The 24,627-nt window shown below is 57.7% G+C and carries 20 protein-coding genes and 2 pseudogenes; 9 read left to right on the top strand and 13 right to left on the bottom strand.

The features are described from left to right. The first annotated feature begins 23 nt into the window (after window positions 1-23). Window positions 24-1,016: a metallophosphoesterase family protein gene (locus ACPOL_RS25775; protein WP_150133133.1), complete on the top strand. Its 993-nt coding sequence runs from the start codon at window positions 24-26 to the stop codon at window positions 1,014-1,016. Between the two features lie 97 nt (window positions 1,017-1,113). On the opposite strand, the gene ACPOL_RS25770 is transcribed toward ACPOL_RS25775, so the two are convergent. From ACPOL_RS25770 to pdxS, 6 genes are all read right to left on the bottom strand, one after another. Continuing rightward, window positions 1,114-1,377 carry a hypothetical protein gene (locus ACPOL_RS25770; protein WP_236657039.1) on the bottom strand — a complete coding sequence of 88 codons (264 nt, stop codon included), beginning with the start codon at window positions 1,375-1,377 and terminating at the stop codon, window positions 1,114-1,116. Further along, window positions 1,374-2,135 carry a cytochrome c oxidase subunit 3 gene (locus ACPOL_RS25765; RefSeq protein WP_114209589.1) on the bottom strand — a complete coding sequence of 254 codons (762 nt, stop codon included), beginning with the start codon at window positions 2,133-2,135 and terminating at the stop codon, window positions 1,374-1,376. Before ACPOL_RS25765 ends, ACPOL_RS25770 begins: the two co-directional genes overlap by 4 nt. Before the next feature lie 23 nt (window positions 2,136-2,158). Continuing rightward, the gene (locus tag ACPOL_RS25760) at window positions 2,159-4,006 is read right to left on the bottom strand and encodes a cytochrome c oxidase subunit I (RefSeq protein ID WP_236657038.1); all 1,848 of its coding nucleotides are present in this window, start codon (window positions 4,004-4,006) and stop codon (window positions 2,159-2,161) included. Then, complete coding sequence (locus ACPOL_RS25755) at window positions 4,003-4,692, bottom strand: cupredoxin domain-containing protein (protein WP_114209588.1); 690 nt, start codon at window positions 4,690-4,692, stop codon at window positions 4,003-4,005. Before ACPOL_RS25755 ends, ACPOL_RS25760 begins: the two co-directional genes overlap by 4 nt. A 125-nt stretch (window positions 4,693-4,817) precedes the next feature. Continuing rightward, window positions 4,818-5,471, bottom strand: coding sequence for a pyridoxal 5'-phosphate synthase glutaminase subunit PdxT (gene pdxT / locus ACPOL_RS25750; RefSeq protein ID WP_114211063.1), 654 nt, complete (start codon window positions 5,469-5,471; stop codon window positions 4,818-4,820). Window positions 5,472-5,512: 41 nt separating this feature from the next. Continuing rightward, window positions 5,513-6,478 (bottom strand): pyridoxal 5'-phosphate synthase lyase subunit PdxS, encoded by a 966-nt coding sequence (gene pdxS, locus ACPOL_RS25745; RefSeq protein ID WP_114209587.1) that lies wholly within the window; start codon window positions 6,476-6,478, stop codon window positions 5,513-5,515. Window positions 6,479-6,720: 242 nt separating this feature from the next. Here pdxS and ACPOL_RS25740 point away from each other — a divergent pair, with 242 nt between their 5' ends. The 4 genes and pseudogenes from ACPOL_RS25740 to ACPOL_RS25725 all read left to right on the top strand — a co-directional run bounded on the left by ACPOL_RS25740 (window position 6,721) and on the right by ACPOL_RS25725 (window position 11,718). Beyond that, on the top strand, window positions 6,721-8,187 hold the full coding sequence (locus ACPOL_RS25740; protein ID WP_114209586.1) for a sensor domain-containing diguanylate cyclase: 1,467 nt from the start codon (window positions 6,721-6,723) through the stop codon (window positions 8,185-8,187). 270 nt (window positions 8,188-8,457) lie between these two features. After that, a pseudogene (nhaA, locus tag ACPOL_RS25735) lies at window positions 8,458-9,797 on the top strand (Na+/H+ antiporter NhaA). Between the two features lie 78 nt (window positions 9,798-9,875). Beyond that, window positions 9,876-11,201: a tRNA (N6-isopentenyl adenosine(37)-C2)-methylthiotransferase MiaB gene (miaB, locus tag ACPOL_RS25730; protein ID WP_114209585.1), complete on the top strand. Its 1,326-nt coding sequence runs from the start codon at window positions 9,876-9,878 to the stop codon at window positions 11,199-11,201. Window positions 11,202-11,232: 31 nt separating this feature from the next. Beyond that, complete coding sequence (locus ACPOL_RS25725; protein ID WP_114209584.1) at window positions 11,233-11,718, top strand: bifunctional nuclease family protein; 486 nt, start codon at window positions 11,233-11,235, stop codon at window positions 11,716-11,718. An 18-nt stretch (window positions 11,719-11,736) separates the two neighbouring features. Here ACPOL_RS25725 and ACPOL_RS35805 read toward each other — a convergent pair. Beyond that, a pseudogene (locus tag ACPOL_RS35805) lies at window positions 11,737-12,434 on the bottom strand (glycosyltransferase family 4 protein). A gap of 669 nt (window positions 12,435-13,103) precedes the next feature. Beyond that, the gene (locus tag ACPOL_RS25715) at window positions 13,104-14,522 is read right to left on the bottom strand and encodes an MATE family efflux transporter (protein WP_236657032.1); all 1,419 of its coding nucleotides are present in this window, start codon (window positions 14,520-14,522) and stop codon (window positions 13,104-13,106) included. A 188-nt stretch (window positions 14,523-14,710) separates the two neighbouring features. On the opposite strand from ACPOL_RS25715, the gene ACPOL_RS35800 reads away from it, so the two are divergent. From ACPOL_RS35800 to ACPOL_RS25700, 3 genes are all read left to right on the top strand, one after another. Then, window positions 14,711-15,139, top strand: a complete 429-nt coding sequence (locus ACPOL_RS35800; RefSeq protein WP_114209583.1) for a DUF3291 domain-containing protein — start codon at window positions 14,711-14,713, stop codon at window positions 15,137-15,139. 295 nt (window positions 15,140-15,434) lie between these two features. Next, window positions 15,435-15,608: a hypothetical protein gene (locus ACPOL_RS33730; RefSeq protein WP_161557570.1), complete on the top strand. Its 174-nt coding sequence runs from the start codon at window positions 15,435-15,437 to the stop codon at window positions 15,606-15,608. A gap of 37 nt (window positions 15,609-15,645) precedes the next feature. Next, window positions 15,646-17,430 (top strand): CRTAC1 family protein, encoded by a 1,785-nt coding sequence (locus tag ACPOL_RS25700; protein ID WP_161557569.1) that lies wholly within the window; start codon window positions 15,646-15,648, stop codon window positions 17,428-17,430. Between the two features lie 177 nt (window positions 17,431-17,607). On the opposite strand, the gene ACPOL_RS25695 is transcribed toward ACPOL_RS25700, so the two are convergent. The 5 genes from ACPOL_RS25695 to bioB are packed head-to-tail and all read right to left on the bottom strand — an operon-like array spanning window position 17,608 to window position 22,862. Further along, the gene (locus ACPOL_RS25695; protein ID WP_114209581.1) at window positions 17,608-18,597 is read right to left on the bottom strand and encodes a beta-ketoacyl-ACP synthase III; all 990 of its coding nucleotides are present in this window, start codon (window positions 18,595-18,597) and stop codon (window positions 17,608-17,610) included. Further along, window positions 18,594-19,871 (bottom strand): adenosylmethionine--8-amino-7-oxononanoate transaminase, encoded by a 1,278-nt coding sequence (locus ACPOL_RS25690; RefSeq protein WP_114209580.1) that lies wholly within the window; start codon window positions 19,869-19,871, stop codon window positions 18,594-18,596. The genes ACPOL_RS25695 and ACPOL_RS25690 overlap by 4 nt, the downstream gene beginning before the upstream one ends. After that, complete coding sequence (bioD, locus tag ACPOL_RS25685) at window positions 19,871-20,509, bottom strand: dethiobiotin synthase (protein WP_114209579.1); 639 nt, start codon at window positions 20,507-20,509, stop codon at window positions 19,871-19,873. The genes ACPOL_RS25690 and bioD overlap by 1 nt, the downstream gene beginning before the upstream one ends. Further along, entirely contained in the window at window positions 20,506-21,612 is a 1,107-nt protein-coding gene (locus tag ACPOL_RS25680) for an 8-amino-7-oxononanoate synthase (RefSeq protein ID WP_201758957.1), read from the bottom strand. Before ACPOL_RS25680 ends, bioD begins: the two co-directional genes overlap by 4 nt. Window positions 21,613-21,647: 35 nt before the next feature. Further along, window positions 21,648-22,862 (bottom strand): biotin synthase BioB, encoded by a 1,215-nt coding sequence (bioB, locus tag ACPOL_RS25675; RefSeq protein WP_236657031.1) that lies wholly within the window; start codon window positions 22,860-22,862, stop codon window positions 21,648-21,650. Between the two features lie 242 nt (window positions 22,863-23,104). Here bioB and ACPOL_RS25670 point away from each other — a divergent pair, with 242 nt between their 5' ends. Beyond that, window positions 23,105-24,517, top strand: a complete 1,413-nt coding sequence (locus tag ACPOL_RS25670) for a flavin monoamine oxidase family protein (protein WP_114209577.1) — start codon at window positions 23,105-23,107, stop codon at window positions 24,515-24,517. Window positions 24,518-24,627 lie beyond the last annotated feature (110 nt).

The raw sequence follows: 24,627 nt of genomic DNA, 5'->3' as shown, positions 1-24,627 counted from the left end.
GGCCAGCGCGACAATGGAGCTTGTTGGTAGCACGTCTGTTTCTCTGCAGCCTATCATTCATCGCCGGAGCCGGATCGCTCGCCCAGGATGTTCCTGCTGACGATCTCTCTGGAAAGCCCACCTTTGTGGTCGGCGCCATTCGCCCGGGACAAGATCTCAAGATCATTGTCTATGGCGACATGCGTTTTACGGCTCCATCCAATACCACGGACACCAACCCACGAGTGCGGAAGTGGCTGGTCGATCGGATCGCGGAGGAAAAGCCGGATGCCTTGTTTGTCTCCGGAGATCTGCCGTTTCAGGGAGGATTGAAAAAGGACTGGGAGGTCTACAGGCAGGAGACAGCGCCCTGGATAGCGGCGAATTTGCGGGTCTATCCGGCGCTTGGGAACCATGAATTAGTTCCTTTGGAGCGCCCGGGGCTGGCCAACTACTTTGATCAGTTTTCCTGGCTCGGAGATCGACGGTGGTATTCCGTCCAGATCGGCAGCGTCTATTTGATCGCATTGGACACGAACTCTGGGCATCCGAGCCGCTCGTTCAACGACGACGCGCCGCAACAGCGGTGGCTGGCTTCCCAGTTGGCCCACTTGCCCCCCGAGATAAATTTCGTTTTCTTCCTGACTCATATGCCGCTGATCAACGACTTGCAGAGCGAGGTTATCGCGGATATTCCCCAGCCGGCAGAGATCAAGCTGCGGCGCTATCTTGAGGGGCAGGCGGCGCTGGCGCGCGCCAAGTTCATCGTGGTCTCGGGGCACGTCCACAATTACGAGAGATTTGAGCATGGTGGGATCAGCTATATCGTCAGCGGAGGCGGGGGAGCGAAGCCTTATCCCCTCTACTTGCGAAGTTCGCAAGACCTTTATCGGGATCCAGCCAACCCAAACTTCAACTACGTTGTTCTCGAGGTGAGCGGGACGCGGGCGGAGGCGACCATGTACCGCGTCGCGGATCCAAAAGCGGGGACATTAACAACAGAAGTGAAGGAGCGCTTTACGCTTACAGCCAAGTAGGCAAATGCACGGACGTCGCAGCATCGCGCGGTCCTGCGTGCGGTCGAGGCTCTTATCACCATCGCGGGATCCACTTCGGTTGAAGCACGCAACCACCCTATCCGCCAGCCAAGGGCTGATCGCTTTGCCCGGTCTCTGACCGCCGTTTCGGCGGAATCGCGCGGGCGATCACCAAGACTCCTGAAAAGATGGCGAGCGCTGGAACGGCAAGCAGCGGGATGGCGCGGCGGAGAGCTTTGCGTACTTGCGGCGGGCTGCCGGCCGTCGCATCCCGGCAGAGAGTGCAGCCTTGGGCCTTGCACATTGCGGGAGCGGCCAGAGCCAACGCCAAAACGCCGGCGGCCGGAAGCCTCAATATCATTGCGAGAAAGCGAGAAGTCCGAAGAGGAAGATCCAAAAGAGACCCATCGCGTGCCAATACCAGGCAGTGCAGTCGACGGCGATCTGGCGGTATTCAATCCGTTTCAGTACAAACAATGCCCAAAGAGCACCGCCGACCGCCAGCAGGCCGAGGAGCAGATGCAAAGCATGGGTTCCGGTAATCAGGTAGAAGAAATTGCTGTTCGGATTTGTCGTGTAGAAGAACCCCTGGGCATACAGTTGTTTCCAGGCGATCCACTGGCCAATCACGAAAAGAGCCCCCAAGAAGACGGTCGCAAGTAGCCAGGGAGTCGCGCGACGCACGGTTGGCTTACCCAGTCCAAACCACTCTTCCATGACATCGATTTCATGGAAGAGCTGGCGCCGTGCCATTTCGATGGTAAGACTGCTAAGCACCAGGACTGCGGTGTTGAGCCAGAGAATTGGCGGCACGGAAAGCGGATGCCAATCCGATATGTAGTTGTTGCTGGCATCGATGTGACCGGAGGCCTGGCGCACAAAAAAAGCGCTTACCAGCGCCACGAAGAACATCAGGTCGCCAGCCAGCGCAAAGGTCATCGCTAATCGGTAACGGGTAAGCAGTTCGCGCGGTCCGCGGCGCCCCGGTTGGCGGTTGTCCCAATTATCACCCTCGCCTCCGCCACCGGTAGGCCGTCGGTCGACCGGCGGTTTACCGCCAATTCCTGTGTCTCTGCGCTCCGGCTCGACCTGCGTCGTACGAGTGAAAGTGGCGGGCATCACGAACTCCGTTGTCTAAGAGATTACTCCGCTTTTGTGTTCGGATCACACTGCATTATGAAGTCCAATCCATTTGGACGAAGTCCGTATTCATATGGAGCGCGACACGCAATATTTTGATGAAATTTCGATGCCGAAGGGTCGAGCCCGGATGTGGAAGTCTTCACAATTCTCGCCATCGAAGGCGCCCACTCAAGCGTTGTCGCCTGCCACGGATTCGGGGGCGCCACTTCGCCTCTCATGATGCTCCAGAGCAGGTTGGCGAGGAAAATGAGTTGGGCGGATGCCAGGATGACGGCCGAAAAGGTAATGCCTCGCTGCAGTGGAAGCAGGTTTTCGAGGAGCGGTGTCGTTCCGCTTAGTTGGGAGTAATGCCGCGGTTCTCCGGCCAGGCCGGCGAAGTGCATGGGAAAAAAAGCACCGTAGGCGGCAATCAGGGTGATCCAGAAGTGGAGCTTGCCGAGCGTCCCGTTCATCAACCTTCCGGTCATCAACGGAAACCAATAGTACACGCCGGCAAAGATGGAGAAAACACCCGCCATAGCCATGATCAGATGAAAGTGAGCAACGACGAAATACGTGTTATGCAAGTAAGCATCGAGGGCCGGTTGCGCAAGAACGGGACCGGTCAGGCCGCCGGCGATAAAGAGTGAGACGAATCCCAGCGAGAAAAGCATAGGCGTAGTGAGCCTCAGTCCTCCGCCCCAGATGGTCGCCAGCCAACTGAGGACCTTTGCGGTGCTTGGCACGGCGATGGCCATCGTGGTGAGCGCGAAGGCGGTTCCCGCGTAGGGGTTCATCCCGCTAACGAACATGTGGTGCCCCCAGACGACCAGACCGAGCAAACCAATCAGCACCGTAGTCATTGCCATCATCGGATATCCGGCGATGGGTCTTCGGCTGAAATTCGCGAGCAGGGAAGAGGTGATTCCCATTCCGGGAAGAACGGCGATATAGACTTCCGGGTGCCCGAAGAACCAGAAAAGGTGCAGCCAAAGCAGCGGCGAGCCGTCTCCGCGAGAGCGCACATGGCCAGCCACCAGGTCGCCGGCGGGGATGAAAAAGCTGGTGCCGTAATGTCGGTCGGAAAAGAGCAGCAACAACGCCGCTAGAAGGACGCTGAAGGAAATCAGCACCAGCAGGGAAGCAACCAGCCATGACCATACCGTCAGCGGCAATCGCATCAGGGTCATGCCCTCGCAGCGTTCATTAAGGATGGTGGCGAGAAGATTGAGGGAGCCAAGCCAGGATGCAAGACAAAAGACAGTAAGGCTGGCCAGCCAGAGATCCATGCCCAAGGCCTGTCCTGGGCCGGCAGCGGCCACGGCGCTGAGCGGGGGGTAGCTTGTCCAACCCGAGATCGGCGCTCCCTGGGGGACGGCAAAAGCCGCCAGCAGGATGAGAAGCGCGCCAGCGGTCATCCAGAAAGAGACGGCGTTCAGGGTAGGGAGCGCCATACGGCTGGCGCCGAGTTGTTCCGGCACGACCAAGTTGGCAAAGCCGCTGAGGGGCGCCGTGGTGAGGACGAAAAAGACCATGAGCGTGCCATGCATGGTCACCAGAGCGAGATAGTCTTCCGGCTTGACCTGACCGAAGAAAGGGACAGCCAGCTCCGGCCAGACGAGATGAATGCGCATGACCAAAGAGAGCACCGTGCCCGCCGCGACCGCAACCAGCGATAACACTAAATATTCAATGCCAATCACGCGGTGTTCGGTGGTAAAGATCGGGCGCAGCGCGTTCCGCCATCTTCGGGGTAAACGATCGCTCGTAGTCGAACCGGCATCCATCCTGGCGCCCCAGCTTGCCCGGTCGATCTCGGGGTCAACATTTGGATCAGTCTCCGGATCAATCTCTGGATCGGTGCTCATACGCCGCCTTTGATCGCGGCTTCTTCTGCCCGCCGTTTCCCCTCCCGGGCTTGCAGCCAATCGGCGAACTCCGCTGCGGGCAGAACCCGCAGGCGGGCCTGCATGTGTCCATGTCCCAAGCCGCAGACCTGGGTACAGAGGATCGGATATGTTCCGGCCGTCTCGGGGGTGAAATGAACATGCAAGGTCAGCCCGGGGACGGCATTCTCTTTGAGCCTCATGCCGGGTATGAAGAAGCCATGGATCACATCGTGGGCGCGCAGGCGAAGATCGACTTCACGTCCTACTGGCAAAACTAATTCGCTGCTGACGATGTCGTCGTCTCCTTCAGAGTCGCGCAGATCGAGCCCGAGGGGGTTGCCGGCCGCGGCGTTGACCAGCTCCGGCCGAGTCGAGCCGAAGGTCGCATCCTCGCCGGGATAGCGGAAATACCATTGAAACTGCACCCCCACAACCTCGACCTGCATCGCGGTGAGAGATGGCCCCTCGTAGCGGTCGTCTGCCCAGAGGCGCTGCGCGGTCATTGCCATCCATACGTAGACTGCGCCAAATAAGAGTAACGGCAGAGACTCGGCGAGCCAGATTCGGGGTTGCTGGTCACGAGGGCGGCGGCGAAAGATAGGGAGGATCAGCAGGATTTGCGCGAGCAAGAACAGGACGAAGATCGTCACAAGATTGAACTTCATCAATCGATCCAGGGGGATGCCGTGAAGCGCACCATTAGTAGGCGGCAACCAAATTCTGGCGGGAAGAAGATGCTCTATCAAGGATGATCCGGTGTCAGCGATGGCCTCGCTCCGCGTCCGGTTCGTTACTGGGTCCGCACGTCTAGCTCAGTATAGACGGCTTCCTCGACGGGCTGAGATGAGCGTCGACCATTGAGATTGCGCTTCACAATGTCGACAAAAAGCTGATGGACGCGGCGATCGGCCGAGAGTTCAGGGTGAAAGGTGGCAGCCATCAGGTGGCCCTGCCGCACCAACACCGGAAAGCCCTCCCGGTCGGCGAGCACTTCGACATCATCGCCCACCTTGGTCATTCGCGGAGCACGGATAAATACCATTTCGAGAGGTCCCCCCGGGAGGCTTGTCTCTGCACTGAGGATCGTGCTATCAATCTGACGCCCGTAGGCGTTCCGCTCGACCGCCGCATCGAGTACGCTGAGACTCGGTTGGGCGGGATGAAGGACTTCTTTGGCCAACAAGATGCACCCTGCGCAAGTGCCGAAAGCAGGCTTCGTTTCCACGAACTTCTTGAGCTCGCCGAGAAAGCCGTCCCGCTCCAGAAAACGGAGCATGGTCGTCGATTCGCCTCCGGGAATGATCAGACCATCGAGGCCGACCAACTCTTCCGCGGTACGGATCATCACGGGTTCCGCTCCGGAGTCGATCAGTGCCCGGGCATGAGCAGCGTAGTCGCCTTGAATGGCGAGGACGCCGACCAGGGGGTGCTTGCCATTTTCCAAAAATCCTCCGTCGCGAACGGCGCTCTCGATTTGAGCCGTCTTCACCAGCCTCGGGTCTGCAGCAATTGAGACTCTTCCAGGGCGGCAACAGCAAGCCCCTTCATCGCTCCGGTGCACTCTTCGCTGGTTTCGGCCAGGATTTTGGGATTGTCATAGTGGGTGGTCGCAATGACGATCGCCTTGGCGCGAGAGACTGCCTCGGCCCGCTCCGCTGGATTGTTTTCGACATCGAGCGGCGTTGCCCGTTCCTTCATGAAGATGCCGGAGCCGACAAACACGGCCTCGGCACCCAACTGCATCATCAGGGCTGCATCGGCGGGGGTGGCGATACCGCCGGCCGAGAAGTTGGGAACGGGCAACCTGCCGGTCTTCGCTACCATGCGAATCAATTCATAGGGAGCGCGATGTTCCTTGGCAGCGGCATAAAGTTCTTCTTCGCCGAGCACCGTCAAGGCCTTCATCTCCTTCACGATCTGACGCATGTGTTTGACAGCATGGACAACATCTCCGGTGCCGGCTTCACCCTTAGTGCGGATCATCGCTGCCCCTTCCGAGATGCGGCGCAGCGCTTCTCCTAGATCGCGGGCTCCGCAGACGAAGGGAGTTGTGAACGAGTGTTTGTCGATATGATGGGTCTCATCAGCGGGCGTCAGTACCTCGGATTCGTCGATGAAATCGACGCCCAGGTACTGCAGCACCTGAGCTTCGGCAAAGTGGCCGATACGTGCCTTGGCCATGACTGGAATGGAGACTTCCGCGATGATTGACTTGATCAGCCTTGGGTTGGCCATGCGAGCCACGCCGCCTTCGGCGCGGATCATCGCCGGGACCCTCTCGAGGGCCATTACGGCGACCGCTCCGGCTTCTTCGGCGATGCGCGCCTGCTCCACGTTCATCACATCCATGATGACGCCGCCTTTGAGCATCTCAGCCAAGCCGAGCTTCAGCCGGAGCTGACTTGCACCCGCGTAGTTTCCGTTGTTCCCATTGATAGCCGGTTCTGCCATGGCTGTTCTCCTATAACCCCGCGGATGAAATCACCCGCATCCCATCGAATCGATCGCACTGTCTAAGTTTAACAGTTTCGACCAACCATGGCCGTTGACCGGGCGCATCCATACGTTCCCTAGAGCATAAGTTCCCTGGAAAGGACTTCCCTGGAAAGGCTAAGGATTCTGCCGTCACGCGATTAAGCAAGTGAGAATGAACTGTCGATGAAGTAGCCTGAAGCTTCACACATGGAGTTCCTGTGCAGAGAATCCCGGCCTTGCCTCAGAACTTGCCCCAGAACGAGCTCGAACGTCTTCGCGTGCTTGAGGAGACCGAACTGCTGGACAGCGGTCATGAAGATGAGTTTGACAACCTGGTCCGTCTTGCTTCGGTAATCTGTGAGACGCCGATCGCTTTGGTCACGCTGGTGGACAGCCAGCGCCAATGGTTCAAGGCAAGCATCGGAATGGAGGTCAGAGAGACTCCTCGTGAGGTCGCATTCTGTGCGCATACCATCGCTCAGGACGATCTGATGCTGGTGGAGGATGCCACCCGCGACACCCGCTTTGCGGACAATCCGTTGGTGACCGGCGACCCAGGCATCCGCTTTTATGCCGGAGTACCCCTGGAGCTAATGGATGGAGTTCGGTTGGGATCGTTGTGCGTCATCGACCGGAAGCCGCGCGTCTTATCCGACGCCCAGATCGAGGCATTGCGGTTGCTCGCCGAGCAGGCGGTCAAACAGATCAGCATGCGACGTTTCCAGGCATTGTGGCGTAGGTCTGCTGTGCAAGGAAAACTGATCCAAGAGGAGTTGCGCGCGAGTCAAGGCCTCTTTCATGCATTTATGGATAGTTCACCATTTCTGGCGCTCATGAAGGATGCCGAAGGCCGGATTGTGTACTACAACCAACGATGCGCCGACCGTTTCCACATCAGCCGGGAGGAGTGGCTGGGCAAGACCGATTCGGAACTGTGGCCGATGAAGACGGCAGCCACTCTCCGAGCCAACGATCTCTCCGTCCTGCGGCAATGGAAGATGCTGACCTTTGACGAGGAAGCGGACCCCGGAGAAGGTGGATCCTCCGCGCACTGGCGGTCCTACAAGTTTCCGTTCAAAGACTCTCACGGGCAGGAGTATGTCGCCGGACTGGCAGTGGATATCGCGGCGGAGAAATATGCCGAACGGCAATTGCAAAACTCCCAGAGAGCGCTCGAAGAAGCAAATGAAAAGCTGAGAGCGCTGGCGGTTACCGATGGTCTTACGAATCTGTTAAACCGGCGCGCTTTCGATGCGGCGCTCGAGGCCGAGTTGTCGACAGCGATCCGCTACAGCCGGCCACTTTCGTTAATGATCATCGACGTCGACAACTTCAAGTCGGTCAACGACACCCTGGGGCACGATCGAGGCGATCTGGTGTTGAAGAGCGTTGCCGAGATCATGAAGAAAAGTTTTCGTGCAAGCGATACTGTCGCTCGCTTTGGAGGCGAGGAATTTTCAGTGCTCTTGCCGAGTACCACGAGGCAAGCCGCTTCAGAGGCGGCCGAGCGTCTGCGCCTGGCAGTCACCGATTGCGGAGTAGACGACCGGTTCATCACAATTTCGATCGGCGTCTCAACCTTGGTCGAAGCCGAGACCTGGACAAAGGAAGAATTCATTCACCGTGCCGACAGCGCGCTCTATAAAGCCAAGTGCGAGGGCAAAAACCAGGTTTGCCTTAGCTGATCGATGCCGCTAAGCGTCAGCACGGCTCTTCGCAAGAAACACCTTCTACGAGACCGGCGCCAGCTCCGGTCCGCCTGGCCGTGCTTGCGAGAATATCGCTCTACTACGTCCGTTACTTCGCCAACTTCCTGGCAGCGAAGCCGTCCCTTCTGCAGCGTGGCTGAATTCAAACGCTTTTCACCACTTGGATCGTGCTAAAGTCGCGAGTGCAGGCCCGCGTCAGGCACTCGCTGGGTGTCCAGAAAGTGTGTCTCGCCTGAAAGGATCTGAATGTCGCCGACGACATCCACCTCGACTGCTGCACGTGCCCCGATCGACATCATCATTAGTCCTTTCACCCGTTTCGCCAGGATGGAAGCAGCCGGAGGCATCCTGTTGCTGGCGGCGACCCTGGCCGCGCTGGTCTGGGCTAATTCTCCGTGGGCGGAAAATTACCATGCCATCTGGCACACCACTTTCACCCTCGGAGTGGGCCACTACGTTCTCTCCTGGAGCCGGCATCTCTGGGTGAATGACGGGCTGATGGCAATCTTTTTTTCCTGGTAGGGCTCGAAATCAAGCGCGAAGTGTTGATCGGCGAACTCTCGTCCTTCCGCCAGGCGGCCTTCCCGTTCATGGCTGCGCTAGGCGGTTCGATCGTCCCGGCGCTTATCTATCTAGCGCTGAACCGGGGCACCATCCATGCGCGGGGATGGGGCATTCCGATGGCGACGGACATCGCTTTCGCGCTCGGAGTGCTCGCACTGTTGGGTAGCCGGGTTCCCGCTTCGCTCAAGGTGTTTGTTGCGGCTTTGGCGATTGTTGACGATGTCTTCGGCGTGCTGGTGATCGCCCTCTTCTACACGGCGCATATCTCTTATGTCAGCCTTGGTCTCGGTTTGGCCGGTGTGGGGATTTCCTTTCTTGCGAATTGGGCGGGGATCCGCCAGCCCGCAGTCTATGCGTTTATCGGAGTTTTCGTCTGGTTCGCAGTGTTGCAATCGGGAGTTCATGCCACGATCGCCGGCGTCTTGCTGGCCTTCTCCATACCGGTGAAAAGCAAGATCGAGAAGACCGGTTTTGTCGAGAAATGCCGTCGACTTCTAGATCGATTCGAGCGTGCCGATGTCAACTCGGCTGAGGCCCACGCCGTCATCCACACCTTGGCCAGCCAATGCGAGAAGGTGGACACGCCACTCCATCGCATTGAGCATTCCTTGCAGCCATGGGTCAGCTTTCTGATCATGCCGGTGTTTGCGTTCTCGAATGCGGGCGTCCACATCCTTGGTCAGATAGAGAGTTCCTTGCGTCATCCCGTGGCGTTAGGAGTTTTCTTCGGACTGGTCGCCGGTAAGCCACTGGGGATTATCAGCTTCGCCTGGGCGGCAGAGAAGACAAAGCTAGGTTCGGCGCCAGCCGGGATCCTATGGAAGCAGATCTTCGGCGCCAGTTGTCTGTGCGGCATCGGATTTACCATGTCGCTCTTTATCGCGGGTCTGGCAATAGAAACGGACACAATCGTTGACATCGCGAAGATTGGCACTCTGGCCGCGTCCTTGGCGGCTGGAGTTATGGGCAGCCTTATCTTGCTAAGTGCTCGGGCGAGAACCACCGTTCAAGTTCATCCCTGACCAACGGTGGAGCGTTCACTTGCGTCACTGCTTTTTTAGCGGAGAACGCACGCTGTATACTCAGGCTTGGACAGGCAATTGACCGAGAAGAGCAAAACATTTTACTTGGAGACGTTCGGCTGCCAGATGAATGCCCACGACTCCGAGAAAGTCGTGGGGACGCTGGAACAGCAGGGCTACGCCCAGGTTCATGTAGAGGAAGAGGCAGACCTGATCCTCTACAACACCTGCTCGATCCGCGACAAAGCTGAGCAGAAAGTCTTCAATCGGCTGAACGACTACAAGAAGTTGCATAAACAAGGCAAGCGCTTTGGGGTTCTCGGGTGTGTGGCGCAACAAGAGGGCGAGCGGATCTTCGACCGCGCCCCGTATGTCTCGCTCGTTTCGGGATCGGCTTCTTACCGCAAACTGCCCGAGATGATCGCCCGTCTCGAAGCAGGAGAGACCCGCATTACGGGTCTCGATGACCGGAAGACCGAAGAGACGTTCGAAACTGAATTTACCGCGCGCACCAACCCTTACCGCGGATATATCACGATCATTGAAGGCTGCGACAAGTTCTGCGCGTACTGTGTCGTTCCTTATACGCGGGGTAAAGAACGCAGCCGCACGTCCACTTCGGTGCTGATGGAGGCGCGGCGGATGGCGGACAGCGGATACTCCGAGATCCAGCTGCTTGGTCAGAATGTGAATTCATACCGCGATCCGGAAGGGAAGCGCAGCTTCGCAGAATTGTTGGCTGCTATCGGAGAGTTGGAAGGAATCCGGCGGGTGCGTTTCACTACTTCGCACCCCCGAGACTTTACCCGGGATATTGTCGCGGCCATCGACTCGGTTCCAGAATTGTGCGATCACGTGCACCTGCCGGTGCAAAGTGGTTCTTCGGGCGTGCTTCAACGCATGAACAGGGAATATACCCGGGAACAGTATCTTGAACGGGTTTCGTGGGTTCGCGCCGCCAAACGCTCAATCAGTATGACGACCGATATCATTGTCGGCTTTCCAGGAGAGACGGCTGACGATTTCATAGAGACTATGGATCTTCTTGCGGAGGTGCAGTACGATGCGGTCTTCGCCTTCAAGTATTCACCCCGGCCGAATACGCCTTCTATCCACATGCCCGACTCGATTCCGGATGAAGAGAAATCACGGCGGCTTCAATCTTTACTAGAGCGCCAGCGCGAAATCCAAAGGATCAATTATTCCCTACAGATAGGGAAGACCTATGAAGCTGCGGTCGAAGGTCACAATCAACAGCGGAGCCAGGTCATCGGGCGGACGACTCAGAATAAGACCTTGAACTTTACTGCAAGCAGCACGATCCTGCCGGCTCCCGGGAGTTATGTCGCGGTCCGCATAACGGCAGCTTTCCCAAACAGTCTCGTTGGCATCGCAGTCTCATGAACCACGGATTGCTTCGAAGGAGGTAGATACCATGGATATTGAAATGAAGATTCGCGGATTGATGGTCGATCCTTCAACCAACGCCCCGATCGTAATCCTGAAGGATGTCGCCAGCGACACCGTGCTGCCAATTTGGGTCGGGCTCTATGAAGCAAACGCAATTGCGCTCGAAGTGGAGAAGTCCTCAACCCCTCGTCCGATGACTCATGACCTGCTGAAAAACCTCATCCATGGCTTAAACGCTGAGGTGCAACGTGTAGTGGTTACTGAGCTTAGGGATGACACGTTTTATGCTGTCATCTGGATGGAGCAGAATGGAGAAGCTGTAACGCTTGACGCTCGACCATCGGACGCGATTGCGTTGGCGCTGCGCACCGATTGCCCGATTTACGTCAGCGAAGATGTGTTGAAGATCGCCAAGGTCATCCCGAACACAGCCGATTCTGCCTCCTCGGAAGAGCTTCGCCGATGGTTGGAAAATCTCAACGATGAGGATATGGGCCGATACAAGATGTAGTTCAGCCTACCCGCGAGCTCATCCTTGAATTAGTTTCTGCAGGAATTGGGAGTAATTCTCCCCATACGCGGTCCAGCCCTGGTTCCTGGCAACCCGTGCAATCGCGGCCTCGCTCATGCGGCGCTGCAGTTCTCGATCGTCGGCGATCTGGACCAACCGTTCGTAAATAGCCTGAGGAGACCGGATCGGCACCAGAAAACCCTCAACGCCATCCACAAAGAGATCTTCGCCACCGGAATGAAGGGAGCTGATCAGGGGCAGCCACAAGCCATCGCTTGTCCCTGAACCAGCGCCAGACCTTCTTCGATGGATGGCAGGACCATCACATGGCTGGTGCTCATGCATTCGGCGAGCGCCGCTTGAGATACAGCACCGAGAACCTCAACATTGGTCAGATCCATTCGATCAAGGACTGGTCTCGATAATGCGTCGACGGCTCCGGCAAGTCGTAGACGTTTCCGAGGGTGCCGCAACATCTGAAACGCCTCGAGAAGATACGGAAATCCTTTACGCAAACAAACGGATCCGGCAAAGAGAACCTCGAATCCGTCGGTCGGCGGCGGCGCGGTCCGACGAAATCGGTCCAATCGAACGCCATAAGGTATTTGGACGACCTTGACTCCAGGAACTCCTCGCTCGAGGAATGTGCGGCGGGCAAAGTTTGAAGGAACCGAGATTGCGTCCGCCTGTGCATACTCGGCTTCTTCGCGTTCCATGACGCGGGCATCTACCGCTTGAAACGGGACGCCCCAACGCTGATATTCCTCCTTCAGGATGTCGTTGTAATAGCGGATGTGCGAGGATCCTCGATCGCAGACGTACCTGCCTCCGCGACGCTGCACCGTTCGACCGGTTTCTAGCGCGGAGCCGGAGAGACCCACAAAGACGTCGCAGGGTTCGATTCGCCGTGATACCCATTGATCGAACAGCCACATATCGAGGGAGGCCAGATTTTGGGTCATTTTGGGAGGGAGTTTGCACAGGCGTTCTCCGAGCACGGCGGCCGTGTGCACCCACGGTAACGTCCGGACATATTGCCGTGCGAGACCTTCCCGGCGAAGCCGATGCCAGGGAAAACTCGAGTAGATCCGCTTCAGCAGCCCGCGCGCTGCCAGCTCGCGGGCCAAGTCGAAATGATGGAAGGTACCATTGACGGACTGAATTACCTGCAAAGGGAAGTCGCACTCCGTTCAGGAGAACAGCATGCTGTCAGCGTAGCAGGCGGCTCTCGATGGCGTGGCAGCACTCCTCGAAGGGGAGGCCGGGCATTTCAACTTTGCAGAGAGCGGGACATTTCTACTTTGCGTCTATATGTTTGGTTTACAGAATATCTGTTATCGGACATAGCAGCACGGTTTTCATCATGCCGTGCTCCCCGGCCTTTATCAGGCTCTTCTCCGAAATTCCGCGGACTTCTTCTTCCATTCGAGAAGAACGAGCGAGGCGATGAACATCAGCGACAGAGTAAGGCCGATCCACACGCCGTAAATGCCCAGCTTTGCGTGAAAGCAGAGAAAATAGCCCAACGGTAGCCCGATGGCCCAGTATCCTAGCAGATTGAAGATCATAGGCATCTTAGTGTGGCCCAAGCCGCGCAGCGCCCCGGTGGCTACTGTCTGAATTCCATCGAAGATCTGGAACACGGCAGCTAGCGCGAGCAACCAGATTCCGATAGAGATCACCGGCCGGTCGGGCGTGTAGATCCGAATGATGGAGCGTGGGAAGATGGTCAGTAGAAGCGCCATGATTGCCATGAACCCCGCCGCAAGACTGACCGCCAGCCAACCCGCGCGGCGTGCCTGGGCAGGAATGTCCGCCCCGATGGCGTGTCCCACTGTGACTGCCGCTGCCGCAGAGATGCCTAACGGAACCATGTAAGTAACACTTGCGATATTCAATGCAATCATATGTGCGGCAAGGGCTTCCGGGCTCAGCTTTGCGGCAATGACAGTCGCAGCGCTGAACGCTCCGATCTCGAAGATCATCTGGGTCGCCGCCGGGACGCCGAGTCTTAGGATCCGAAGAATGCGAAGGCGGTCCGGTCCCGGCCAGCCACGAAACAGGGCGAAGCCTCGTTTTCGCTCATGGTTCCAAGCAACGACGAGCAGAAAGAGGGCCATATAGAGCCGCGCGGCGACGGTGGAAATCGCGGAACCTTGAATTCCTAAGGTAGGCAGACCGAGCTTCCCGTAGATGAGAGCCCAGTTCCCTGCCAGGTTAATGAGGTTAGCCGACACTAGAGCAAAGGTGATCGGCTTGACTACACTCATTCCCTGAAGATAGCGGCGTAACGCGGCATACGCCAGCAGGCAAGGCGTTCCCCAATTCAAAAGCTTGAGGTAAGCCGAAGCCTCGGTGGAGACAACGGGGTTGGCGCCCCAATGTGGCAAGGCTGTGGGTACACAGACGACGATAGCCATGATCGGCAGGCTCACGAATAAGGCGATGTAAAGGCCTTGGGTGAGCCATTGCCGGCAGTCCCGATCATCGCCCCGACCGTATGCCTGTGAAACGAGAGCGTCGAGGCCGAGCAACAGCCCGACTCCGAAGAGGGCCGGAACATAATAAAGCCCGCTGCTGAGGCCGACCGCGCCGATTGCTTCCGGGCTCAGCCTGCCCACCATGATAGTGTCGACCACCGACATCAGCATCCAGGCAAGCTCGGAGAGAACGACAGGAATCGCGACTCTTAGGAGCGTGCGGATCTCGGCATTAAGATTCCACGGGGAGGCAGTGCTGTCTTCGACGAGTTGAACGTTCGCCTCCATCGCCACTCCATGCCAACTGATGATACTCGCAATCATCACAGCAACTTCTAGACAGTCTGGCCCGAAGTACGCGCGCTGAACTGTGCCAGCGGCCATTCACTTATGCCCGGCGGCCTTTTGACGTATAACCTTTGCGGACTTGGACGCTTGAGCGTCAGCGGCAAGCCTTGAACTTTGGTTAAATATTTTCAGAACTGGTCCCTAGCCGGAGACACGAGTCGCGCATGATGTTTGTCAGCCTTACCCGCTTAAGAATCCGGTCACCGCGATTTCTTCCGTTTTTCTTTGTTTCCCTGCTGAGCACTTTGAGGCAGGTACAGCGATCTCGTGGATTCCGGCGCGGCGCGGTACTGGCTGACCGGCACTGGGCCTTCTGGACACTTACTGCCTGGAACGATGCGGAAAGCATGCGAGAGTACATGACGACTGGACCACACAAGAAGGTCATGCCGCGACTTCTGAACTGGTGTGACGAAGCTTCGGTCGCGCACTGGACTCAGCCCGAAGAAGAACTACCCTCCTGGTTGGAAGCCGATCGACGAATGCGCGAGAGCGGACGCGCCTCGAAGGTTCGGCATCCGACTTCCAATCATTCGAGCTTGACATACGAGGCGCCGCGTACTACGCGTACGAAAGCGATACGGCCTGCCTGAGTTGCGCCATTTGATCTTCATGTGTGGATGGCTCGCCATTACTCACTTCGCTAAGTAGTTTTTGGTTGTCAAAGTTCATGTAGGCAAGTCCATGGCAGGGCTTGCGCTTGCACGGTGCACCGTCACCTCGCATCAACGTCGATTACAGCTTGAGCAAAAGCATTCGGGGACTCCTGCGGAAGGTTGTGACCCACACCGCCTGTAACGTCCCGGTGTTGATATTTCCCGGCGAATTTGTGGGCATAGCCCGGACCTGGACGGCCCATACTACCTGCTGGCCCGCGCTTCGATGAGGATGGGCGATACCGCTCAGGCGACGGAGTGGAATGCCAGGCTTACCGAATTGAAGCAGAAACGCGAGCGCGGCTACACCTTGCAGAAGACCGCTCAGAAGATGAACAAGGCGGTTCCTTCGTCGACGTTGTTGAAGGATGCACCGATCACCAGCGAGGAGACTGAAGCTCCATGAAGCATCGCGTCATCGCGGTCCAGAGAGGCTTCTTCCAATGAGACTTTCACGGGGCGGAATGCTCGGCTTGCTTTGTGGCGCGGGCATGGCCGGATCCGCGCCGCCGAAATTGCTGGCCCAAATTGCGTCTGCGCATCCTCAGCCACAGGTGCAACCCAAGACCGGCGCACCTGTAGCCAATTTTATAGACCTTGCTTCTATAGCCGGGCTGAATGAGCGGACAACTGTCGGCGGCATCCATGAAAAGCGCTATATCCTCGAGACCACCGGCGGTGGAGTCGCCATGTTCGACTACGACAACGACGGCTGGCTCGATCTCTTCCTGGTGAATGGCTCGACCTTGTCTCCTATCACGGGCCCCGCCCCCACCAACAAGCTCTACAAGAATAACCGCGATGGCACCTTCACCGACGTAACCGCGAAAGCCGGACTGGCACGTCATGGATGGGGACAAGGTGTGTGCGTCGGCGACTACAACGGCGACGGCTGGCTCGATCTCTTCGTTACCTTCTACGGTCAGAATGCGCTATACCGTAACAACGGTGATGGAACATTTACCGACGTGACTCGAGACTGTGGCCTGATTACCGCTGAAAACAGCTATAGTACCGGCGCGGCTTTTCTTGATTACGATCGCGACGGACACCTCGACTTGTTTGTGACCCGCTACGTCGATTTCGCCGAAGCCACGAGCCACGATGCCGGACACGGAGAGACCTGCAAGTGGCGCGGCGTACCCGTGATGTGCGGACCGCGTGGACTCAGGGGTGCAAAGAACACGCTCTATCGAAATACCGGAAACGGCAAATTTGAAGATGTTACTGAAAAGGCCGGCATTCTGAATGACAAGCACTACGGTTTCACGCCTCTGGTTGTCGATTACAACAACGACGGCTGGCCGGACATTTACGTCGCCAATGATTCGACCGCCAGCCTGCTCTATCGCAACAACCGTGACGGCACCTTCAGCGAGGTGGGAGCGCTTGCAGGAGTCGCTTACAACGAAGACGGCCGCGAACAGAGCGGCATGGGAACCGATGCTGCCGACTATGATGGCGACGGCTTATTCGACCTGGTCAAGACTAATTTCGAGCAGGACACCAGCACGCTCTATCACAATCGCGGCGATGGCACCTTCGACGACGTGACCTTTCGCGGCGGTCTCGGCGTGAATACCAGTTTCGTCGGTTGGGGGTGTGGTTTCCTGGACTTCGACGACGACGGCTGGCCAGACATCTTTATGGCCAACGGCCACGTTTACCCCGAGGTCGACAAAGCACTCGGAGACACTTCATACAAACAGCGCAAAATCCTCTACAGAAACCGCGGGGACGGGACTTTCGAGGATGTCTCGGTTCGTAGCGGCGCGGGCATCGGTCTGAAACGCTCTTCGCGCGGAGTCGCTTTTGGCGATCTCTTCAACACTGGCAGCACCGATATCCTAATCTCCAACATGAATGAGACGCCAACGCTATTACGCAACACCATGTCGTACAAAGCGTCGTCCTTGACCATACGACTTCAAGGACAGCCGCCGAATGTATTTGGCTTTGGCGCGCGAGTAACTGTCGCTGCCGGAAAACTCCACATGATGAATGAGGTGCGCAGCGGCGGCAGCTATCTTTCGCAAAACGATCTTCGCCTGCGCTTTGGCCTCGGAAACGCAGGTGCGGCTGACAAGGTCGTGGTCCGCTGGCCTGATGGTAAGGAAGACACCCTAAAGGACGTCTCCGCGAAGCGCTTCGTCACTATTGCTCATGGCGGTCGTGTTGTAAGTGATACGTCTTACCAACCTTGTCCACTCAAGCTAAAGAATGCTTAACTCGACGTGTGGGCATGGAGAGATCTGGCTATCCCTCTTCGAACTGACCCTCCGGTTCCTTGTAAATCACGTCGCCTGAATGCGCCCTTCTATCTAAACGGAATGTTTTTCTCCCCCTTGTTACCAAGAAGTCTCGTTGAATGGACGACTTGTAAGACGATGATGAGCCAACTATTCTTAGATCCCCAAAACAATACTTCCGCCGACGAGACCAGCGCCCGCTGCAGTTAGAAGCAATCGCTCGCCGGAGGCGAAAGGCCGATCTCTGTTAGCGATAGACAAGGACAATGGAATGGTCGCAGCCGAGGAGTTTCCAAATTCCTCGATTGTCCGAATCGTCTTGTGGTCTGCCAGCCCGAGGTTTTCGCCGACGGCCTCGAAGAGGCGGACGTTGGCTTGGTGGGGTACGAAACGATCGATGTCAGCCGCTGTCACCCCTGCCCGCTCCATGGCGCGAAGGGAACATCCGGTCATCATACGCACAGCCTGCGAGAATACTGATTTGCCTTGACTCATCGTCATCAGCAACTCTTTTGGATCCATGCCGGCAACGAAGGGCCTCTTGCTCCCACCGGCAGGAATCGAAATCAGACCATAGTGGCTCCCATTGGAGGCCAGATCGACCCCAAGAACGCCGGTCACTGACGAATCTGAAGGAGCAAGAACCATGGCTCCGGCTGCATCGGCAAACAGAATCGCGCTGCCGCGCTCCTCTGGATTAATACGCCGGCTCAAAATATTAGCGGCGACGATGAGGACAGGCTTGCCCTGGATCCTAACGAAACCATCGGCCAGCGCTAAAGCATAGAGAAAACCTGAACAGGCCCCAGCGAGATCGACAGCGCCTGAGTTCGAGAGTTTTAGTTGATAGGCGAGGAGTGGAGCGGATGGGGGCAACAGGTGGTCGGGAGTCGAAGTGGCGAGCAGCGTCAATGCGACCTCGTCACGCCCTATACCCGCATCCGCAAGGGCCATGGCGCCAGCCTTCGCGGCAAGGTCTGTGAGTGCTTCTGCGGGGGCAGCCCATCTTCGCGCCCGGATGCCGGTCCGACGTTCGATCCAGCCGGCCTCGAGTCCAAGCCGCTTCTCGATCTCGGCGTTTTCGACACGACGCTCTGGGGCATAATGTCCTAGACCCGCAATCCGGCTCGAGCGTAACGGCATCATTTATTGGCCATGCCAATCACATCGGCTGCTTCATCGATCGCTGCATAAGCCCGGTCGAGCTCGGCAGGAGTGACACAGTAGGGCGTCATCAGATAGATCACGTTCCCCAGCGGACGAATGAGCAGGTCTCTCTGCCGGAAGAAATGTTTTAGCTTCGGTCCAACCTCGGAAAGATATCCTGAACTCGAAACATTGAGATCGAGTGCAGCGATCGTACCTGTCTGCCGGACATTAAGGAAGCGCGGATCAGAGCGGAATGGCGCTAGTCTTTCGCGGTGCATATGCTCCAGAGATTTAAGACGCTCTAGAACCGGTTCACTCTGCCAGATGTTGAGGTTGGCAAGCGCTGCCGCGCAAGCAATCGGGTTGGCCGTATAGGAGCTTGAATGGAAGAATGTTCGGCTGCGGTCGGATGACAGGTGCGCGTCGAAGATCTCGGCCGAACAGAGGGTGGCAGCCAAAGGCAACGCACCGCCAGTGATGCCCTTAGATATGCATAGAATGTCCGGTGAAACGCCTGCCTGTTCGCAGGCGAAAAGAGTTCCGGTTCTTCCCCATCCGCTCATGACTTCATCGGCGATCAGCAGGGTTCCGTAGCGCCCGGCGATGCGCTTCAACTCTGTCAGCAGGTGCGGAGGATACATCTTCATGCCGCCAGCCCCCAGTATGAGCGGCTCCACCAGGAGCGTCGCGACCTCCCTTCCGGAGCAAATCTGCTCGAATGCATCCAGGGTCCCTTGTTCAGCACCAGCGGCAGGAAAGGGGATGGTGTCTACATCAAAGAGCAGCGGGCTGTAGGCCGCGTTGAAGACGCCGCGTTCGCCGGCGGACATCGCGCCGATCGTATCGCCATGGTAGCCGTGCTCCATCACGACAATCCTCGAGCGCGGAGCGCCTGAGTTACGAAAGAAGCCCAGTGCCATCTTCAGTGCTACTTCGACCGCGGTCGAGCCGCTGTCTGAATAAAAGACGTGCGCGAGGCCGGGCGGTGCAACCCGGATCAATCCTCGCGCCAAATCCTCCGCAGGTTCATGGGTGTACTCGGCAAAAATAATCTGATCGAATCTGTCGACTGCTGCATGTATCGCGGCCACGATCGCCGGATGCCGGTGACCATGAGTAATCACCCACCAGGAAGAGATCGCATCGAGAATCGAGTGACCATGTTCATCGATGAGGTAGGCGCCCTCCGTCCGGATGACCCGGGTGGTCACTGGTTCAAGAGCATGTTGAGTGAAGGGATGCCAGACAGGTGACGGCCCCTGAGAAGTCATCACGCAATTCCCTTCTCGAAGGAAGAAGGGTCGAAGTGTTCGCGAAACGCTCCACGCAAGGTATCCGCCGTCAACGGATCCAGAAGAGGTAGCCTGCCGAGGATGCGGACATCTCCCATTTCTCCGATGATCCGTTGGGTGTCAGGATAGGGACCACCAATGAATGCAACTCCGTAGACCGGGACCCGGCGTTGCCGCATTACTTCGAGCGACAAAAGCGTATGGTTAATGGTTCCGAGACTGGTTCGGGCGCAAAGGATGACCGGAATTTGCCACCGCGCAAAAACATCGGCAAAGGTTTGTTGGCGGGTTAGAGGAACGAGTAATCCGCCGGCTCCCTCAATGATCAGAGGCAAATTCGTTTCGGGTGGATCGAGGGAATCGGGAGCAAGTGTCACGTGGTCGATTTCTGCCGACAAGTGCGGAGATACCGGCGTTTTGAGCCGCCATGCCTCGGGAATTATGTGCGCCGACGGTATACGGCCTAGGCGGCGAATGATCTCGCTATCCGTCTCCTCGTCGAGGCCGGATTGAACAGGTTTCCAATAGCAGGCGCCGAGTGCATCGGCCAGCGCGGCAGAAAACACGGTCTTGCCAATCCCCGTATCAGTTCCAGTGATCACATACCGCAAGCTCATGGCTGCTCCTCCGCCATCACTTGGGCGAGGCGCTCGAACATGCGGAACACGGTTGGGCAATCAACATTCAACGTAATTGCAATCCGTAGACGCGCCGTGTTTGGAGCGACCGTCGGGGTTCGGATGGCCCGTATATCAAATCCAATCGCTTGCATCTTCTGCGCAACTCGCAGGGACCGCGCATTGTCTCCAAGGATGACCGGAAGGATTTGTGAACCGCTGCCTTCGATTCCGAGATGAACGGCGATCTGTTCGTTAGCGTACGCGATCCTGCTCTGAAGCTTTTGCCGCCGCTCGGGTTCGTCCGACACGATTTTCAGGGCTTCACGGACGCTGGCTGCTGCCAGGGGAGATGGCGCGGTTGCATAGATGAAGGGGCTCGAATGATTTACCAGATAATCGCAAAGAACGCGGCTTGCTCCGACGAGCGCGCCGGATACGCCCAGCGCTTTGCCGCAGGTATGGAGCACGACAACATTTTCGCGTCCTTCCAACTCGAACGCGAATCCACGACCACCGGCGCCATGAACACCCGTCGCGTGAGCTTCATCGATGAAAAGGAACCCATCATAGCGGTCGGACACGCCGGCAAGCGCGGCAAGAGGAGCCCTGTCGCCATCCATCGAATAGAGGCTTTCAACGACGATCCAGGGATGGCCAGTGCCCCCCCCGCGGCGCCACTTGCAGATCGCATCTTCAAAGGCTCCGATGTCATTGTGCGGCACGGCTACCGCGCGACCGCGTCCGGCAGCGATCCCCGCAAGCGCGCTCGCATGCGCCAACTCGTCATAGACGACGAGATCATTGCGCTGAGGAAGAGTCGCGAGGATTGCGAGGTTCGCGGTATAGCCACTGCCGAAATACAGCATCCGCTCAGCATGAAAAAATGCGGCTGCCTCCTCTTCCAGCGACTCATGCTCGGGATCGTTGCCGCGAAGCAGTCGCGAACCGCCAGCTCCAACTGGAACACCGCGCTCGATGGCGGAGATCACACTCAAGCCAAGCCGAGGTGATCCGGCAAGGCCCAGGTAGTCATTGGAAGTGAAGTCGATGCCGCACTGCCGCGCCAGGGCGCGCCGGCGTCCTTTTCGTTCGAGTTGCACAAGATTGGCTTGGTACCGAGTCAGCCTTTCGGGCATCATTTTTGGGCGTCGCTTGCCTCGGGTCTTATTCCGAGGCGCCGCAGGAGGCCGCTGTCCCGGTCATCTCCTGGATTAGCAGCGGTCAGAAGGGTGTCACCGACAAAGATCGAATTGGCTCCCGCAAAAAAGCAGAGAGCCTGCAATTCGTCGGTCATGTTGGTTCGCCCCGCCGAAAGCCGTACATGCGATCCCGGCATGAGAATACGGGCGAGCGCGATCACCCGAACGAAGTCGATCGGATCGACCGGCGGTGCATCGGCAAGCTTCGAACCTGGAATAGGAATGAGCATGTTGATTGGCACGCTCTCCGGTGGCGACGGCAGATTGGCCAGCGTCACCAGCATATCGATTCGATCCTCCGCGGCTTCGCCCATGCCAATGATGCCTCCGGCGCATACCTTGATCCCTGCCTGGCGGACGTTTTCAAGCGTTTCGAGACGATCTCCGAAAGTTCGAGTCGTGATGACCTCCCCATAGAATCTCTTGGAGGTGTCGATATTGTGATTGTAGTAATCCAGTCCAGCTTCAGAGAGGGACTCAGCTTGCTGCGGCGAAAGCATCCCCAGCGTCATGCATGTTTCCAGGCCGAGGGCCTTCACGCCCTGCACCATTGCTACTACTGTGTCCATGTCGCGCTGCTTGGGGCTGCGCCAGGCGGCGCCCATGCAGTAGCGGGTAGCTCCGCCCTCCTTGGCCTTCTGCGCTTCGGCTACAACACGCTCAACCTCCATCAGCTTTGAAGCTCTGAGGCCGGTCGGATAGCGCGCCGACTGACTGCAATAGCCGCAGTCCTCTGGGCATCCCCCGGTTTTGATACTGAGTAGTTTGCTGAGCTGGATCCGGTTCGGATCAAAGTTCGCCCGATGCACGGAATGTGCCTGAAAGAGCAGGTCATTGAAGGGTAGCTCGTATAGATTGCGCGCGCTTTCGGACGTCCAACGAGGCGATGAGGTAATGGTTGCTGTGGCGGTTGGATGGGCTGCTGTTTCAGGAGTCATAAGAATTTCTGTCTTCGGCGTGAACTGGTATTGGTGCTGCGAGTTGTAGAAAATAGATTTGAGTGAAAGCCCATTATAGATAATCACGCTGAGGCTGAATGATCGAACCTGCGGCGGACGAATTGTGCATATGCCTCCGAGCGGATTTCTTTGCCGCCCCGCTGGGCCGCCGTCCATCGCACTGAAGATCTCGAACGCCGGATCGAGAAGCATTCCAGCCGCTCCGAAGGCAATTCACGGTCCGTCAGTTGCCGCCCGCAACGGTCCTAGCGTCTCTGCTGACCTAGTCCCGCGAGACCCGGGAATATTGCGGCGGATGGGGTGTTCTCTAGCTTAGTTGAACAAGCTGGAATAGCTTACAAAGCAACGAGATGGTACCTGGCCAATTTGTCGGCTGATTTGCCGTTCGTGGCGCTGTTGCTCCTTGTCCAAAGATAAGAGGGTATGGATCAAGGATGATGAATCGGCGGAATTTCCTGGCTGCAGCGGCCGCTGCGGCGTTTGCTCCTGCGCCATTCCTGCGTGCGGTCGAGGCGAAACGGCGGGTGGTCATCGTGGGCGGTGGGCTGGCGGGTCTTTCCTGCGCCTACGAGCTTCGCAAGCTCGGGTTTGAGGCGATTGTTTTGGAGGGCCAGGGGCGTCCCGGCGGCAGAGTCCAGACGCTTCGCGAGGGGCTTGATCCGGGGCTTTCCGCCGAGACCGGAGCGACGCGCATTCCCGATACACACCTGATGACCCTGGCCTATGTGCGGGAATTTGGACTGCCTCTGGAGCCCTTCAAGGGCGACGATCTCGCTGATGTTGTGCATCTGCGTGGACAGAACTATGTGGCCGGGCACGGGCCCGAACCGGATTGGCCCCTGCAACTGACTCCGGAGGAGCGGCGCCTGGGCCGCGCCGGCATGGCCAAGCGCTACCTGGCCGGGCCGTTGGAGCAGCTGAAAGGCAGTGGGAGTTCGCCGATCGTGCCCCGCCCGCTCCTGGAGTTGGACCACTATACGCTGCGGCAGTTCCTGGAGAAGCAGGGTCTGTCGACTGACGCGATCGAGCTCGTCCTCGTGGGTGCCGACACATCGCTGAGCGCAGCCCTGCTGCTTCTGGTGGAGCTGAATGAGCAGGTCACCAGCGGGTACTTCCACATTCGCGGAGGCAACGACCAGCTTCCAGGCGCGTTGGCGAAGCAGTTGGAGATGGGCGGTGCGATCCGCTACGGATGTCGGGTTACAAGCATTGGGCAGGATGACAGCAGCGCATGGGCGCTGATGGAACATGCCGGCGGTCAGGAGGCGGTTCGGGGCGACTATGTCGTGTCGGCGTTGCCATTTTCAGTGGCGAGAAATTTGTTTGCGGAGGCCAGACTCTCGGCGGAGAAGCAGCGCGTCATCCGCGAGCAGAAATACTTTCCAGTCGACAAAATATTTCTGCAGATGCAGAAACAGTTCTGGAAGCCGAAGGGGCAAAGCGGATTTGCGAATACAGATTTGATATCAGAGAGATTTTGGTCGCTCGGACCGGAATCCTCGGAAGAGCGAGGCCTGCTGCTGTCATACGTCATCGGCGGGAACGCAGTGAAACTCGACGCTATGGATTTACAAAGCCGTGTACAACAAACGATTGCCGATGCTGAAGCAGTGTTTCCGGGGGCGCGAGAGCACTTCGAGGCGGCTCGAGCGAAGAGCTGGAGCGAGGATCCGTGGCAGCGGGGCGGTCTTTCGCGCTTTGATCCCGGCGAACTGAGCTTCATTCCTGTCAATGCACGCAGAGAGGGCCGGATTTTCTTTGCTGGTGAGCACACCTCGCGCTGGAACGGATGGATGCAGGGTGCTATCGAGTCGGCACATCGCGTAGTCAACGAGATCAACGCCTGAGGTCGAGATGTCCCTCGCGGCTTCACGATCACATCTGCATGCAGTGTGCCTCCTTCGACGCCAAACGCTCACTTTCTGTGAAGAGGCCGTCATATCGGTTTCATGTGCGT

The sequence above is a fragment of the Acidisarcina polymorpha genome (assembly GCF_003330725.1).
Taxonomy (GTDB): Bacteria; Acidobacteriota; Terriglobia; order Terriglobales; family Acidobacteriaceae; genus Acidisarcina; species Acidisarcina polymorpha.
Note: the sequence above shows the minus strand (reverse complement) of the source record. Positions and strands in the feature narration are given on the sequence as shown.